Below are 14,242 nucleotides of genomic sequence, written 5' to 3' on the forward strand. Positions count from 1 at the left end.
ACAGTGCACGAATCCCGTATTGCGGTCCGACCGGCGTCTTCCGTCGTACAGTTTCTGCCGCTCCTCGTGGTCGCCGTGATCCACCTGGGTGCCATCCTGCTGTCGCTGCCCGTCGCGGCGGAGTGGACGAAGCCGCTGCTCATGCCGGCCCTGGCGACCGGGCTCATCTGGGGCGCGCCCGAGCGTCGCTCGCCGGCAGTGGTGCTCGGGGTAGTCGCGTTGTTCCTCTCGTGGGTGGGAGACGTCACGATCCCGTGGTGGTTCGTCGTCGGCCTGGTGTTCTTCCTGCTGGCGCACATCGCCTACCTCGTGCTTTTCGTCACCCGGCTCGCCGTGCGGCGCCGGCTGCAATGGTGGGCCGCCGCCTATGCGGCCTGGCTCATCGTCTTGCTCACGATTCTGGGCCCCCACACCGGCTCCCTGCTGATTCCGGTCATCGCCTACGGCATCGTGCTCTCCGCGATGGCCGCATTCGCGTCACGGTGCAACCGCTGGGTCGCGTGGGGCGGGGCGCTCTTCGTCGTCTCCGACTCGCTCCTGGCGATCAACAGGTTCCTGCCGGACGCCGGCATACCCCTGGCGGATTTCCTGATCATGGTCACCTATATCGCGGCCCAGACGCTCATCGTGTGGGGGCTGCTGCGGCACGAGCGGGCGCGGGTGGCTTCGGCGTAACAGCCGCATCGCGTTGACGATCACGAGCAGAACGGATGCCTCGTGCACGAGCATCCCCACGGCCATGGTCACACCGCCCAGCAGCACCCCGGCCAGCAGCAGCACCACCGTTATCACGGCGACGGCAACGTTCTGGTGCATGGTGCGCACGGTGCGCCGGGCCAGGTCGATGGCCACGGGCAGCATCAGCAGGTTGTCACCCATCAGGGCGATGTCGGCGGTTTCGACCGCCACCGCCGACCCGGCCGCGCCCATCGCGATGCCGATGTCGGCCGTGGCCAGCGCCGGGGCATCGTTCACGCCGTCGCCCACCATCGCCACAACGTGGCCCTCGTGTTGCAGCCGCGTCACCACGTCGAGCTTGTCCTCGGGCAGCAGCGATGCCCGGATCTCGTCGATACCGACGGCGGCACCGACCATGGATGCCACCAGCGGGCCGTCGCCGGTGAGCATGATGACCCTGTGCACCCCGGCGGCGCGCAGCCCCGCCAGCATGCGGGCGGCGTCGGGACGCACCTCGTCGGCAACCGCGAGAACCCCGGCCACGATGCCGTCGATCACGACGATCAGCGGCGTGCGACCGCGGGCGGCGAGGCCGGCGGCCACCGTGACGGCCGCATCCGGGTCGTCGATGGCGTGAGCGGCCAGCAGCGCCGGGTTGCCGATCAGCACGGTGCGACCGGCCACGGTGGCGGTTATGCCCTGGCCGGGGATTGACGTGATGGTGTCGGGCAGGTGGGTTCCGCCGGCACCGCGAGCTTCGGCCACGGCCGTCCCCGTGGCGCTGTCCGCGGCGGCCAACACGATCGCTCCGGCCAGCGGATGCCCGGAGCCGGCCTCGGCCCTGGCGGCCCAGCCGAGCACGTCGGCGCGGGTCAGTTCGGGGTTCAGCACCACCACGTCGGTCAGTTGCGGGCGACCCCGGGTGAGGGTTCCGGTCTTGTCGACGGCGACGACGGTGATCCTTGATGCGGTCTCGAGGAACTCGCCGCCCTTGATCAGGATTCCGGACCGGGCGGCACGGCCGATCCCGGCGACGATCGCGACGGGAATCGAGATGACCAGGGCGCCGGGGCAGCCGATCACCAGCAGCGTCAGCGCCAGGAACAGGTCGCCGGTGGCAAGACCGACGACGACGGCGAGCACCAGGATACCGGGGGTGTACCAGGCGGAGAACCTGTCCATGAAGACCTGGGTCGGGGCGGTGGCGTCCTGGGCCTCCTCCACCCTGTGCACGATGCGGGCCAGAGTGGTGGCCGCGCCGACCTCGGTGGCCTCGACCTGCAGCAACCCGCCGGTGCACATCGTGCCGGCGAAGACGCTGTCGCCGGGCCCCTTGGCCACCGGGAGGGATTCGCCCGTGATCGAGGACTCGTCGAGGGCGCCGGTGCCCTGCGTCACGATGCCGTCCACCGGCACCCGCGCGCCGGACTTGACCAGCACGGTCTCGCCGCTGAGCACGGCGGCGGCCGGCACCTCGGCCTGCGCGCCGCCGCGCAGCACCACGGCCACGTCGGGCGCCAGCGCCACGAGGGCGGTCAGGGCGGACCGGGTGCGATTCAGGGTCGCCGTTTCGAGGGCGTGGCCGACGGCGAACAGAAAGGTCACCGCGGCGGCCTCCCAGTACTCGCCGAGTACGACAGCACCCACCGTGGCCACGGTGACAAGCAGGTCGATGCCGACCACACGCCCCGACAGGCCACGCAGGGCCGCCCGGGCGATCGGGGCGCCGGCCACGATGGCGGCCGCCCCCATCGCCGTGTCCGAGGCCAGGCTCAACGCTGGCGCCAGACCGGCCAGCCAAGCCGCCGCGATCAGCGTCCCGGACACGGCCGGTATCGTCCAACGGGTGTTCAGCCGGCGGCCGAGGCCGGCCGCGGTGCGCATGTCACTCCCCCGACCTGGGCGTCAGAACGCGGCCAGCCGGGCGGTGTAGCCGGCCTTGCCGACCGCGGCGATGAGGGCATCCGTCGTAACCAGGGCCGGGTCGTGGTCGATCTCGATGCGGGCGGAGGAGAAGAACACGGCGACCCCGGTGACGCCGGGCAGCCGGCCGACCAGCTTCTCGATCTTGGCGACGCACGAGGGGCAGGAGAAGCCGTCGGCCCGCAGGATGGTGTGGGTGGTGGTGAGGGTGGTCATGGTGTGTCCTTTCGTAGGTGCCGCGCACCCCGGCTGACCGGGGCATTCACGACGTTACGGAAGCCGCCGGCCGGCGACCATGACGGCCGTCATTTTGCCGCGAGCAGGCCGGTCCGGTCGAGCACCGCGGTCCAGCGGCGGCCCGAGTCGATGAGTCCGTCGCGGCGGAGCCGGCTCATCGTGCGGGACACCGACTCGGCGCTGGTGCCCGCCATGGCGGCCAGGTCGGCGCGGGTCAGGGGCAGCTGGATGAGGGTCGTGCCGGGGGCGTCGCCCGGCACGCCGAAGCTGTCGGCCAGGCGGAGCAGGCCGGCCGCCACCCGTTCGGTGACGGTCGTGGAGGCCTGCTCCTGCTCGGTGGAGCGGGCGCGGGCCAGACGGTCGGAGACCACGTCGAGCACGCCGAGCGCCACCGACGGATGCGCGAGCATCACCTCGCGGAAGGCGCCGGCGTCGATGCGGAGGGCGCAGGTGGTGACCAGGGCCACGGCCGTCTCGGCGTAGCCGCTGCGGCCCGCCCAGGTGAGGCCGCCGAGCACGTCTCCCGGCCCGAAGAAGTCGAGGCTGGTGCGCTGGCCGGCGGGGGTGGTGCGGAAGGCCTTCGCCTGGCCGGCCGCGAGCAGATAGACGTGCTCGGCGGGGTCGCCGGCGGTGAACATGGCCTCGCCGGCGGACCAGGCCAGCGATTCCATCCGTCTGCCGATCGAGGCCAGCTCGACGCCGGGCAGGTCGTGGAAGAGGCCGATCTGCCCGAGGATCCGCAGTTGCATCTCGGGCGGACACGGGTGCGGGCTTCCACAGGTGCTGCGGAGCGGCACCGTGCGCCGGGGCTCACTCACGGCAGCACCTCGATGACGCCGCGGGCGCCCTTCTCGGCATCCGACATGATGTGGCTCACGAACGGGTAGTGGCCGGCCTGACTGAAGCTGAGCTCCACAAAACCGCCCTGCGCCGCGGCGAGGTCGAGCACCTGGGAGCCGCCGGTTCCGGTACTGCCGCCGTCTTTGAGCGTGTAGTCACCCTCCCTGTAGACGGTGTGGAACTGTCCGCCGACGACGTGGAAGGCGCTGCCCACATTGGGGCCGGCATCCAGGACCCAGACCCGCACGGTCTCGCCCACCCGGGCCGCGAGCGGGCGGGCGGCGTACTGGTTGGCGTAGCCGTTGAAGACGACGAGGTCGGGGGTCTGCGCCTCGACCTTGCGGTCGTCGACCTCGCCGCCCTGCGCGCCGAGGTAGAGCTCGGACTGCACGACGAGGTACTCCCGATCGACCTCGGCCAGGCCGGGCGGGTCGATGATGACGGCGCCGAACATGCCGTTGGCGATGTGCACCGACATCGGCATGGTGGAGCAGTGGTAGAGCCAGATGCCCGACCGGGTGGCGGTGAACGTGTAGACCAGGCTCTCGCCGGGCTGGATGGTGCGCATCACGTCATCGGGGGCGATGTCTCCGGCGTGGAAGTCGATGGAATGGCCCATCGTGCCCTCGTTGACCAGGGTGATCTCGAACACGTCGCCGACCGTGCCGCGCAGGGTGGGCCCGGGAGCGGTGCCGTTGAAAGTCCACAGCATCTGGGTGACGCCAGGGGCCACTTCGGTCTCCACATTGCGCACGGTCAGGGTCTGCCGGTGCACGGTGTCGGACGGGGCGGGCGGCAGTGTGGCGTCCCTCGCCTCGAATGCGGCGCCGGGTTCTGCCATGGGGTCGAGGTCGTCGGCGGCGGACGCCCCGGTCGCAGCAGCGCCGTGGCCGGTGTGGCTGCCGTCTGCGGACATGCCCGCCATACCGTCCATCGACGTGCCATCGCCGGCATCGGCGGCGCTGTCGCCGCCCACGGCGACGATGCTGATCTCCATGCCCAGGAGCCGGTGTCCGGCGATCGAGCACCAGCCGTCCACGCTCGCGCCGATCACGCCCACGGCCACGGCTTCGGTGGCGCCAGGGTCGAGCGAGCCGGACACCAACCCGGACTCCAGCACCAGGTTGTGCACCATGTCATCGCTGTTGGTGAGTTCGATCACCAGTTCGTCGCCGGCCGGCACCTCGATGCGGTCGGGCACGAACCGGGTGTCCACCATGTCCACCGCCACCGTGGTGGTGTGCCCGGTCGCGGCACCAGCGACGGAGCCGGCGGCCGAGGTCGACACCGTCGACAGGCCGACAGAGGCCGGGTCGGCCACGATGCCCACGGTCACCGTGAGCAGCAGCACGGTCGCGGCCGCGAGCATCCGCCCGGTGCTGCGGGGTCGCTCGGCCGGCACCGCGCGTTCGCCCGGTGCGATGCGCGCCAGTGGGAGGGCGCGCACCCTTCGGTTGGTGCGGAGCGCCAGGGTGAACAGCACCAGGAAACTGGCCAGAATGCCCACGATCAGCAGCGACAGCAGCACGGTGAGGGTGCTGGACACCGGCAGCAGCGTGAGGGCGAGGCCGCCGTTGACGACCACGACCCTGAACAGGCCGCCCCGGTCGAGTTCGGCCGCGGTGGCCTTGAGGGTGGCCGGGCCGCCGCCGAGCACCACGGGCACCAGGTGGCTCAGGGCGCCGAGCAGGATCTGGGCGGCGAAGCCGACCGCGAAGTACGGCACCAGGGTTTCCACACCGGCGGCGGCGGCCGTCCAGCTGGGGGCGAGGGCCAGCTGCAGTCCGAAACCGAGGGTGCAGAGCGCGAACCAGGCCAGCGCGGCGCCGAGGCTCCAGGCGGCGAAGGTGACGGCTGGCGCGCGGCGCAGGTGGCCGACGGCCTCCCAGAGCACCCGGCCCAGCCCGGCCAGGTAGACCAGCACGCCCAGGGCCACGATCAGGCGCAGGTCGGCCAGGCAGCCCAGTGCGAGCAGACCGAGTGCGCCCACGAGCAGCATCAGGGTGTGCCCGCCGGCGAGAGTGGCGCCCTCCACCCGGGTGTGCAGCACCGTGGGCCAGAGCAGGGCGATGGTGCCGATCACGGTCAGGCCCACCCAGCCGAGCAGGTTGAGGCCGAGGTGTCCGATGAAGAGGCGTTCATAGTCTTCGCCGCCACCGTCGAGCCTGGCCATCAGGATGCCCAGAACCACCCCGGCGGCCAGCATCAGCGCGCTGGCCACGTAGTAGCGCACCAGCGGGGCGAACCGGCCCGGCATCGCGCCGCGGGACTGGCCCACGATCACGACGGCGTGAAGGATCGCGTTCAGGCCCACCAGGACGCCGCCGACCAGCACCAGCGGGTACGCGTCGACGACCATGCCCGTCATCACCAGGATGGCGCCCACGGTGTGCGCGCTCAGCCGCAGCCCGAGCGAGAAGCGGTGGCCGAGGGCCTTGCGTCGCAGCAGGGTGTCGGCGAAGTGCTGGCTCCAGATCAGGATGGCAGTGCTCACCGCGCCGAGCAGCAGCAGGTGCACGAGCAACCAGCCCGACGACGGAACGAGGCGGTGCAGGACGGTGAAGACCACCGCGGCGGCCAGCCAGGCGGGCACCAGGATGCCCGAGACAATGTGCCAGAGCCGGTTCTTCATAGGAGCGAGCCTCGCAGGGGTGTGGGCGTGGGCACGGCGGCGCCGCGTGATGCTGGGCGCGCAGGTCGCACGGTGGCGCCGCGCAGCACCGAGATCACGGCGACAGCCACGAACAGCAGCACCGCGACGATGTTGAACACGCCGCCCCACTGCACCAGCACCGGCCAACCGTAGGCGTCGCCGAGCAGCACCCGGGCCAGCAGCGAGGCGTGCAGCAGCGCGGCCGGCAGATACATGACCGGCCGGTAGGGCAGCGGCCGGCGCAGCACGGCCGGCAGGATGGTGGGCGCATGCGCCATGATCATCGACATCACGAAGCCGAGGAACACGGCGTGCATCATGGCGTCGTAGGCGGGGCCGGAGTAGACCGGGCCCCGCAGTAGCCAGATACCGCCCACCACGACCAGCCAGCCGTAGCCGGCCAGGAGGCAGCAGGCCATGTAGCGGGGCAGCCCGACCGAGCGCACCATGCGGGTGGCGATGTCGTGGCGGAAGAGCCAGGCCACCAGCGCCAGCATCCCGGCACCCAGCAGCGGGTAGCCGGCGACCGGCCAGACCAGGCCGATGACCGAGCCGAAGCTGAGGGCGAGGCTGAGGGCGAGCATCCACTGTTCGGCCCGGCGGTTCACGGTGGGCGAGATGCGGGACAGCTCGAGGCGTTCGCCGGCGATGGTGAGTACCAGATAGAGGATCAGCAGGGGCGCGAGTTGCGGGATGCCGATGCCGCGCAGCCACAACACCGTGGCCATCAGCCCGGCGACGGCGCCGAGCACCTGCACCGCGGTGGACACCGACCCCTGCCGGCGCCAGATCTCGGCGTAGATGGCCAGCAGCATGGCGCAGCCGGCGACGAGGGCGACCTGGCCCACGACCACCGGCAGCGGTGAGATGAGGGCGAGACCGCCGGCGCCGAGCAGCCCCGGGGACAGGTAGGCCCAGCCGCGGCGCACCGCCACCGCCCGTTCGAGCACGACGACGGTACCGACGAAGCCGAACACCATCAGCGGCCCGTGCACCGCGCTGAGCCGCGCGTTGTCGACCGGGGCCGCCAGGCCGAGGAGCAGCAGGGCGCCGTCGAGTCCGGCGAGCAGGGCGATGCCGCCCAGGAGCAGGAACACCAGCCGGCCGGTGACCTTCGGCCGCGCCGCCGGACCGGTGCCGCGCGCTGCGCTGCCGGTGCGGCGGAGGGGACTGAGCGTGGTCATCGGCGGCGGCTGGTCAGGCAGGCGGGCGCTGGCTAGTTGGCGCGGGTGAGGCGGATGGTCCAGGTTTCGGGTCCGTTCTCGAGGTAGGAGACGATGAAGTCGCCGGGGCGGCTGCTTTCGAGCTGGCCGAGCAACGGCAGCGGGTTGTGCGAGGCGATCAGGTCGAGGGCGAAGCCGGGCTTGATGGCTCCGAGGGCTCCGAAAATCGTGGCGTGGCGAATGGCGTGCGGGATGGTGCGGGAGTCGAGGACGATCTTCTCGGTGTCTTCGTGGCCGCAGGCGCAGGCATGTCCAGCGGGGGCTTCGACATCCACGGCACCGGGACGGCTGGATGAGAGGTTGATCGGTTCGACAGTCACAAGAATTCTCCTTCGCCGGGTCGTATGACCCTAGTGAGTCACTTTAGAGGATGCCTATCCTTTTAATCGGGACGTTCGTCCCATCGGCCCAGGCCGCAAGAAGAATCGGCAGGAACGAGAAGCAGATGGCAACCAGGGTGTGCGCGGAATCCGAACTCGAGCTCGGCGAAGCGATCAAGGTGATGGTCGACGGCGTGGCTGTGGCACTGGTGAAGGACAGCGCCGGCAACTGCTTCGCGCTCGGCGATATGTGCTCACACGCCGACATCTCCCTCTCCGACGGCTTCGTCGAGGGCGACGACCTCGAGTGCTGGGCGCACGGCGGACGGTTCGAGCTGTCCACCGGGCGGGCCCGCACCCTGCCGGCCTCCGAGCCGGTGCCGGTCTACCCGCTCACCATCATCGACGGCGACGTCTACGTCGACGTCAGCACGCAGGTCGACGTGTCCTCCTACGTGGCCTAACGCCCCGCGAACTGTGAGTTAAGCACCAGTTTGCGGCGCGACGTGGGGCTTTTCTCTCAGTTCGCGAGACCTGGCGGCAACTCCACGAGACAGAGGTGGGGCTGCACGAAGGGCAGCAGGCGGATGCCGGAGGCGTCGTGGCCCCGCTCCCGCACCAGGCCCTTGATCAGGCCCAGGTGCACCGAGCAGACCACGTCGGGATTCTGCCGCGCCTCGGCGCGGAACGGGCAGGCGGGCAGCGCGATGGTGTTCTCGTCGGCGCGCAGCTGAGGCTCGAAACCGATCTCGGTGAGCACCCGCAGCAACGGGGGCACGATGCCGGTGCCGGGTTCCCCGGTGGCCGACGCCCCACCCGTCGCGCCGGGTGGGGCGTCGGCATCCGCCACGGCCGGGTACTGCGCCGACCAACGCTCGCCGGCGCGCACCGAGCGGGCGCGGCCGCCATCGGCGTCCTCGCCGATCACGGAGGCGAGGGCCTGGGTGAGCTGCTGCTGGGCGTCTTCTGCGGGCAGCGGCGCCGCCACCGGGCTGAACAGCACGTGCGGGCGGCCACGCTGGCCGGCCCTGGCCACCCGGCGCTCGACGAGTCCGGCGGCCTCGAGTTGCTCCAGGTGGAACCGGGCCGTGGTGACGTGCAGGCCGATGCCCGCGGCTACGGTGACGGCATCCAGCGGCCCGGCGGCGGCGGTGAGCAGGCCCAGCACCCGACGGCGCGGCTCGCTGGCCAGGGCCGCGTGCCTGGCGTCACTCTGATCGGTCGAAACCATGATTTTAGAGTAGCAGCGTGCGGTTAAACCGGGCCGGTGGTCAGCCGCCGATGTAGGACATCTCGATCTTCTTGCCGCCGGGAGCGCGCACCGCACCGGTCTGGGCGCTGCGCAGCTGGGAGGCCCGGTCGTTGCGGGTGCGCCAGATGGAGCCCATCGCGGCCGAGAGCTGCTCGTCGCTGCTGCCGTCGCGGAGCAGCTTGCGCAGGTCGTGACCCTCGCTGGCGAACAGGCAGGTGAACAGCTTGCCGTCGGTGGAGACGCGGGCCCGCGAGCAGGTGTGGCAGAAGGACTGGGTGACGCTGGAGATCAGGCCGATCTCGCCCTCGCCGTCGGCGTAGCGCCAGCGCCTACTGGTCTCGCCGGTGTAGTTGGGCGCCACTTCTTCCAGCGGCAGTTCGGCGTGGATGCGATCGCGCACCTCGCTGGACGGCAGCACGGCGGCCATGTCCCAGCCGTTGCTGGTGCCCACGTCCATGAACTCGATGAACCGCAGGATGTACGGGGTGCCCTTGAAATGCCGGGCCATGTTGACGATGTCGTGGTCGTTCTGGCCGCGCTTGACGACCATGTTGATCTTGATCGGGCCCAGGCCCACGGCGTGGGCGGCGTCGAGGCCGGCCAGGATGCGGGCGACCGGGAAGTTGACGTCGTTCATGGTGCGGAAGGTGGTGTCGTCCAGGGAATCCAGGGACACTGTCACCCGCGCCAGGCCGGCGTCCTTGAGCGCCTGGGCCTTCATCGCCAGGGCGGAGCCGTTGGTGGTGAGGGCGATGTCCACGGGCCGGCCGTCGGGGGTGCGCAGGGCGGCGAGCATCTCGATGAGTTCTTCGAGGCCCTTGCGCAGCAGCGGTTCACCGCCGGTGAGCCGGATCTTTTCCACACCGTGCGCCACCGAGATGCGCGCCAGCCGGGTCATCTCCTCGAACGAGAGCATCTCATCGCGCGGCATGAACGCGAAGTCCTTGCCGAAGACCTCCTTGGGCATGCAGTACACGCAGCGGAAGTTGCACCGGTCGGTGACCGACAGGCGCAGGTCGTGCAGTGGGCGACCGAGGGTGTCGACGAGGGAGACATCCGGGGCCGGGGCAGGCCGGAGCGGCACGCCACCGGCCAGCGGCTCGATGACGCGCACGGGGATCGGTGCGCCGGACATACACCGACCCTAACCCCGAACGGTTCGGGTTCGCCGCATCGCCCGCGAAGACAACCGCCTCTGTCGGGCCGAATCATTTTTCACGGTGTTCGCTCGTTGTCGCACGCCGCGGCGACGGTCAGGCTGACCTTGAGCACACCATCAGGGTGCACTCTCATCCGACCGGAAACCAGGAGCTTTCATGTCAGCCGCCGCTTCCACCGCCGTCAGCAGCCGCCTCGAACCGGACCTGTCCAATTGGGACCCGGAAAACGAAGAGACCTGGGATTCCAAGCTCGCTTGGCGCACCCTCTGGATCACCACCTTCAGCCTCACCCTCGCGTTCGCCTCCTGGTACCTGGTGAGCGCGATCGCGCCGCGACTCAACGACATCGGCTACTCGCTCGCACCCGAGCAGCTCTACTGGCTGGTGGCCCTGCCCGGCCTGGCCGCCGGCATCCTGCGGTTGGTCTTCATGTTCCTGCCGCCGATCATGGGCACCCGCAACCTGGTCGCGATGTCGTCCGGGCTGTTGATCCTGCCGATGCTCGGCTGGACCCTCGCCGTGCGGGACACCTCGACGCCGTTCTGGGTGCTGCTCTGCCTGTCGTTCTCGGCCGGCATCGGCGGCGGCGCGTTCTCCGGCCTGATGGCCTCCACCAGCTACTTCTTTCCCAAGCGCCTGGCCGGCACCGCACTCGGACTGCAGGCGGGCCTGGGCAACTTCGGTATCGGCCTGATCCAGCTGCTGCTGCCCTGGGTGGTCGGATTCGGCCTGCTCGGCACGGCCGCGCTCACCCCGCAGTCCAGCGCCAACGGCGAGCTGGTCTGGCTGCACAACGGCGGACTCGTGCTCATTCCCTGGGCCCTGCTCGCGATGGTGCTCTCGATCGTCTACCTGCGCAGGGTGCCGATCACGGCCAACTTCGCGCAGCAGGTGGACATCTTCAAGGTCAAGCACACCTGGATCATGACCGCGATCTACCTGATGAGCTTCGGCGCCTACAGCGGCCTGGCCGCCCAGATGGGCCTGATCATCCTCAACGTCTACGGCGACTTCCCGGATGCGCCCAACCCCCTGGCGTTCGCCTTCATCGGCCCCGTCGTCGGTGCCGCCGTGCGCGCGGCGAGCGGCCCGTTCTGCGACAAGTTCGGCGGCGCGATCTTCACCTTCGTCGGCGGCGCCGGCATGGTGGTGGGCACGGTCCTGACCGCGTTCTTCCTCACCCCGTCGAGCGTCGGCGAGTTCTGGGGCTTCCTCACCGGGATGCTGATCATCTTCTTCTTCGCGGGCCTGGCCAACGGCGGCACGTTCAAGCAGATGCCGATGATCTTCCCCAAGCGCCAGGCCGGCGGCGCCATCGCCTGGACCTCCGCCATCGCGGCGTTCGGCCCGTTCATCGTGGGCATCTCGCTCACGGCGATCAGCCCGACCGCGTTCTTCATCGGCTGCGCCGTGTTCTGCGTCTTCTGCACCGTCCTGGCCTGGGTCTTCTACGCCCGGCCGAACGCCCCGTACCCCGGCTAGATCCAGCCCTGCTGCCAGGCGATCTCGGCAGCCTCGTGCCGGGACCGTGCGTTGAGCTTCGTCATCGCCGATGACAGGTAATTGCGCACGGTCCCGGCCGCGAGATGGAGCCTGTCGGCGATCTCCTGCACGCTCATCGTCGACCGGCTGAACCGCAGAGCGTCGAGTTCGCGGTCGGTGAGCGGGCAGCGTTCCGCCGTCAGCGCCGTCGCCGCGATCTCGGGGTCGATGTACCGCTTGCCCGCCGCCACGGCGCGGATCACGTCGGCGAGGTCCTCAGCCGCCGTCGACTTCGGCACGAATCCCGACACCCGTGCTCCCAGCGCGCGCCGCAGCACACCGGGGCGGGCATGCCGCGTCACGATCACGACCTTCGTCGCCACCGTCGAGAGGATGCGTGTGGCCGCCTCGATGCCATCGGCCTCGGGCATCTCGAGGTCGAGCAGGCACACGTCGGGCTTCGTCTCCAGCGCCCGCTCCGCCGCCGCGACGCCGTTTCCGACGCTGGCCACGACCTCGATGTCGGCAGGGCGCTGAGCGCGCCGCGGATCAGGTGCTCATCATCGGCGATCAACAGCCGGATGACACGGGGCGCCGCGCTCACGCGTCAACCCCTGCCCTGACGGCGACGAATACCCGCAGCACAAAGGTGTCGCCATCGCTTTCGGTGTCCAGGTGCCCGCCGATCGCCGCGACCCGGTCGCGCAAACCGGTCAGGCCGCTGCTGGGGGCGTGTCCCAGGGCATCCGTCGCGGGCGATGCCGCGTTGTTGACGACCTCGAGGGTGCTGCCGGCGGCGCTTGTGGCGAGGGTGATCGCCGCCCGGCTCGCGGTGCTGTGCCGCAGGATGTTCGTCGTCGCCTCCCGCACGACCAGGGCGAGCACTCTGCGCACCTCGATATCCGTGGGCAGGGCGCCGAGTTCGAGTGCGCAGTCCGCCCCGGACGCGGTCAGCACCTCCCGGGCGTTCTCGAGCTCCGTCGCCAGATCCACTTCGCGGTAGCCGGCAACGAGGGAGCGGGTCTCCTCGAGCGCCCGCTTGGCGATGAGCCGGGTCTCGTGCAGGTGCTCCCTGGCGGCATCCGGATCGATGGAAAGGAGGCGTTCGGCCAGTTCGGACTTGAGCGCGATCACCTGCAGGTGATGGCCCTGGATGTCGTGCAGGTCGGAGGCGAAGCGCAGTCGCTCGTGCGCGACCGCGAGCTCGGCGGCGACCGACCGGTGCCGATCGAGGGTCACCACGATCTCCCACCACCACAGGCTCGAGAGCACCATCATCGGCAGCATCGCACCGTAGGCGAACAACAGCCAGACGCCCGAGGGACCCGATGCCTCGAGCGGATGGCCGAAGGCCGACGACGCCAGCAGCGGGTGGGCCAGGGTTACGGCGGCACCGGCGACGAGCACCGTCCACCGGCGCGCCCTGGGCAGTAGGGGTGCGATGGCGTTGACACTCATCCACAGTGGGAAGGCGGCGAACAGGCCGGCGCCCGGGGTGACGAGGCCGAGCAGCCACACGGCGACCGCGGGAACGATCAGGGCGACGGTCCAGGCGAGCCTCGGCATCCCGCCGCCCCGACCGACCCGGAGGAACCAGCAGTAGCGCACGTGTATCGCCGCGCACACGAGAATCAGCACGATGAGGGCGGCGTCGCGGGGGTCTTCGGCTGCCGCGAAGTTCGCGGCAGCCACGCTCAGCAGGATCGAATCGAGCACGACGAAGAAGAAGACGATCGATCCGAGGGTGTAGGTCCAGGTCGTGTGCACGCTGCGCGCCTGCCCGTGCGGGCGCGGCGATTCGCGGGTAGGGGCGTCAGGCATGCTGCCAGCGTAGAGCAGTGACATTTGTCACTGTCCGACGTGCAGAAGTGCCCGGCATGCGGTGACACGGCGACACTTCAGCGGGGAGCAGCCGACCCGGAGGGTTGAGTCATGGCTTGGAGAAACCGGGCCAACCGAAGAAAGGCTTCACCTTGATTGACGCGCTGCGCGACTTCACCGCCTCCCTGCCCGAGCTCCTGCAGTGGTTGGGAATCGTCCTCGCCGCCGCGATCCCGTTCGTGGAGTCGTACTTCGGCGCTGCCATCGGCATTCTCGCCGGCGTCAATCCGGTCGTCGCCATCCTCGCCGCCATCGTCGGCAACGTGCTCTCGATGCTCGCGTTCGTTCTCAGCGCCCACGGGGTACGGTCACGGGTTCGCCTCGGCAAAGTCGCCAAGCCCGACTCGCCCCGCCGGGCGAAGCTGCGAGAGCGCTTCGACAGGTACGGCGTCGCCGGTGTCAGCCTCCTCGGCCAGACGATCCTGCCGAGCCAGATCACCTCGGCCGCCATGGTGTCGTTCGGCGCCTCGAAGAACGTCGTCATCCTCTGGCAGATCATCTCGATCATCATCTGGGGCGTGGTCTTCGGCGTGCTCGCCACCCTCGGCGTCACGGTCCTCCGCTAGGGAGCTGCCGTCCGGGCAGGGTGCGGT

General features: G+C 70.2%; 12 protein-coding genes and 2 pseudogenes. 4 read left to right on the top strand and 10 right to left on the bottom strand.

What is annotated here, in order from left to right:
• Nucleotides 1-141: 141 nt before the first annotated feature.
• Nucleotides 142-579, top strand: a pseudogene (locus CXY76_RS09400) (lysoplasmalogenase family protein); the annotation flags it as partial.
• Here CXY76_RS09400 and CXY76_RS09405 read toward each other — a convergent pair.
• From CXY76_RS09405 to CXY76_RS09430, 6 genes are all read right to left on the bottom strand, one after another.
• On the bottom strand, nt 478-2,562 hold the full coding sequence (locus tag CXY76_RS09405) for a cation-translocating P-type ATPase (RefSeq protein WP_233199678.1): 2,085 nt from the start codon (nt 2,560-2,562) through the stop codon (nt 478-480). The pseudogene CXY76_RS09400 and the gene CXY76_RS09405 sit on opposite strands and share 102 nt — an antisense overlap.
• Before the next feature lie 21 nt (nt 2,563-2,583).
• Nucleotides 2,584-2,817 (bottom strand): heavy-metal-associated domain-containing protein, encoded by a 234-nt coding sequence (locus CXY76_RS09410; protein ID WP_104163979.1) that lies wholly within the window; start codon nt 2,815-2,817, stop codon nt 2,584-2,586.
• A gap of 89 nt (nt 2,818-2,906) precedes the next feature.
• Nucleotides 2,907-3,656, bottom strand: coding sequence for a Crp/Fnr family transcriptional regulator (locus tag CXY76_RS09415; protein WP_233199679.1), 750 nt, complete (start codon nt 3,654-3,656; stop codon nt 2,907-2,909).
• Entirely contained in the window at nt 3,653-6,310 is a 2,658-nt protein-coding gene (locus CXY76_RS09420; RefSeq protein WP_104163981.1) for a multicopper oxidase domain-containing protein, read from the bottom strand. The genes CXY76_RS09415 and CXY76_RS09420 overlap by 4 nt, the downstream gene beginning before the upstream one ends.
• Complete coding sequence (locus CXY76_RS09425; RefSeq protein ID WP_233199680.1) at nt 6,307-7,515, bottom strand: hypothetical protein; 1,209 nt, start codon at nt 7,513-7,515, stop codon at nt 6,307-6,309. Before CXY76_RS09425 ends, CXY76_RS09420 begins: the two co-directional genes overlap by 4 nt.
• Before the next feature lie 32 nt (nt 7,516-7,547).
• Nucleotides 7,548-7,874 (bottom strand): DUF2249 domain-containing protein, encoded by a 327-nt coding sequence (locus CXY76_RS09430; protein WP_233199681.1) that lies wholly within the window; start codon nt 7,872-7,874, stop codon nt 7,548-7,550.
• A 125-nt stretch (nt 7,875-7,999) separates the two neighbouring features.
• Here CXY76_RS09430 and CXY76_RS09435 point away from each other — a divergent pair, with 125 nt between their 5' ends.
• Complete coding sequence (locus CXY76_RS09435) at nt 8,000-8,338, top strand: non-heme iron oxygenase ferredoxin subunit (RefSeq protein ID WP_104163982.1); 339 nt, start codon at nt 8,000-8,002, stop codon at nt 8,336-8,338.
• Between the two features lie 56 nt (nt 8,339-8,394).
• On the opposite strand, the gene CXY76_RS09440 is transcribed toward CXY76_RS09435, so the two are convergent.
• Both CXY76_RS09440 and moaA read right to left on the bottom strand, forming a co-directional pair.
• The gene (locus CXY76_RS09440) at nt 8,395-9,105 is read right to left on the bottom strand and encodes a metalloregulator ArsR/SmtB family transcription factor (protein WP_104163983.1); all 711 of its coding nucleotides are present in this window, start codon (nt 9,103-9,105) and stop codon (nt 8,395-8,397) included.
• Nucleotides 9,106-9,145: 40 nt separating this feature from the next.
• Nucleotides 9,146-10,261: a GTP 3',8-cyclase MoaA gene (gene moaA, locus CXY76_RS09445; protein ID WP_104163984.1), complete on the bottom strand. Its 1,116-nt coding sequence runs from the start codon at nt 10,259-10,261 to the stop codon at nt 9,146-9,148.
• A gap of 181 nt (nt 10,262-10,442) precedes the next feature.
• On the opposite strand from moaA, the gene CXY76_RS09450 reads away from it, so the two are divergent.
• On the top strand, nt 10,443-11,768 hold the full coding sequence (locus tag CXY76_RS09450) for an MFS transporter (RefSeq protein WP_104163985.1): 1,326 nt from the start codon (nt 10,443-10,445) through the stop codon (nt 11,766-11,768).
• Here CXY76_RS09450 and CXY76_RS09455 read toward each other — a convergent pair.
• Nucleotides 11,765-12,345 (bottom strand): annotated as a pseudogene (locus tag CXY76_RS09455) (DNA-binding response regulator). The gene CXY76_RS09450 and the pseudogene CXY76_RS09455 overlap by 4 nt on opposite strands.
• A gap of 23 nt (nt 12,346-12,368) precedes the next feature.
• On the bottom strand, nt 12,369-13,589 hold the full coding sequence (locus tag CXY76_RS09460) for a sensor histidine kinase (RefSeq protein WP_199190257.1): 1,221 nt from the start codon (nt 13,587-13,589) through the stop codon (nt 12,369-12,371).
• 152 nt (nt 13,590-13,741) lie between these two features.
• Here CXY76_RS09460 and CXY76_RS09465 point away from each other — a divergent pair, with 152 nt between their 5' ends.
• The gene (locus tag CXY76_RS09465) at nt 13,742-14,215 is read left to right on the top strand and encodes a hypothetical protein (protein ID WP_104163987.1); all 474 of its coding nucleotides are present in this window, start codon (nt 13,742-13,744) and stop codon (nt 14,213-14,215) included.
• Nucleotides 14,216-14,242 lie beyond the last annotated feature (27 nt).

This window comes from Cryobacterium sp. N22 (assembly GCF_002929555.1).
Classification (GTDB): domain Bacteria; phylum Actinomycetota; class Actinomycetes; order Actinomycetales; family Microbacteriaceae; genus Cryobacterium.

What these genes read in the sequence shown, in the direction of transcription:
- CXY76_RS09450 (WP_104163985.1), top strand. Translation starts at nt 10,443, where the DNA reads ATGTCAGCCGCCGCTTCCACCGCCGTCAGCAGCCGCCTCGAACCGGAC.
- CXY76_RS09460 (WP_199190257.1), bottom strand. Translation starts at nt 13,589, where the DNA reads ATGCCTGACGCCCCTACCCGCGAATCGCCGCGCCCGCACGGGCAGGCG.
- moaA (WP_104163984.1), bottom strand. Translation starts at nt 10,261, where the DNA reads ATGTCCGGCGCACCGATCCCCGTGCGCGTCATCGAGCCGCTGGCCGGT.
- CXY76_RS09435 (WP_104163982.1), top strand. Translation starts at nt 8,000, where the DNA reads ATGGCAACCAGGGTGTGCGCGGAATCCGAACTCGAGCTCGGCGAAGCG.
- CXY76_RS09420 (WP_104163981.1), bottom strand. Translation starts at nt 6,310, where the DNA reads ATGAAGAACCGGCTCTGGCACATTGTCTCGGGCATCCTGGTGCCCGCC.
- CXY76_RS09410 (WP_104163979.1), bottom strand. Translation starts at nt 2,817, where the DNA reads ATGACCACCCTCACCACCACCCACACCATCCTGCGGGCCGACGGCTTC.
- CXY76_RS09405 (WP_233199678.1), bottom strand. Translation starts at nt 2,562, where the DNA reads ATGCGCACCGCGGCCGGCCTCGGCCGCCGGCTGAACACCCGTTGGACG.
- CXY76_RS09440 (WP_104163983.1), bottom strand. Translation starts at nt 9,105, where the DNA reads ATGGTTTCGACCGATCAGAGTGACGCCAGGCACGCGGCCCTGGCCAGC.
- CXY76_RS09425 (WP_233199680.1), bottom strand. Translation starts at nt 7,515, where the DNA reads ATGACCACGCTCAGTCCCCTCCGCCGCACCGGCAGCGCAGCGCGCGGC.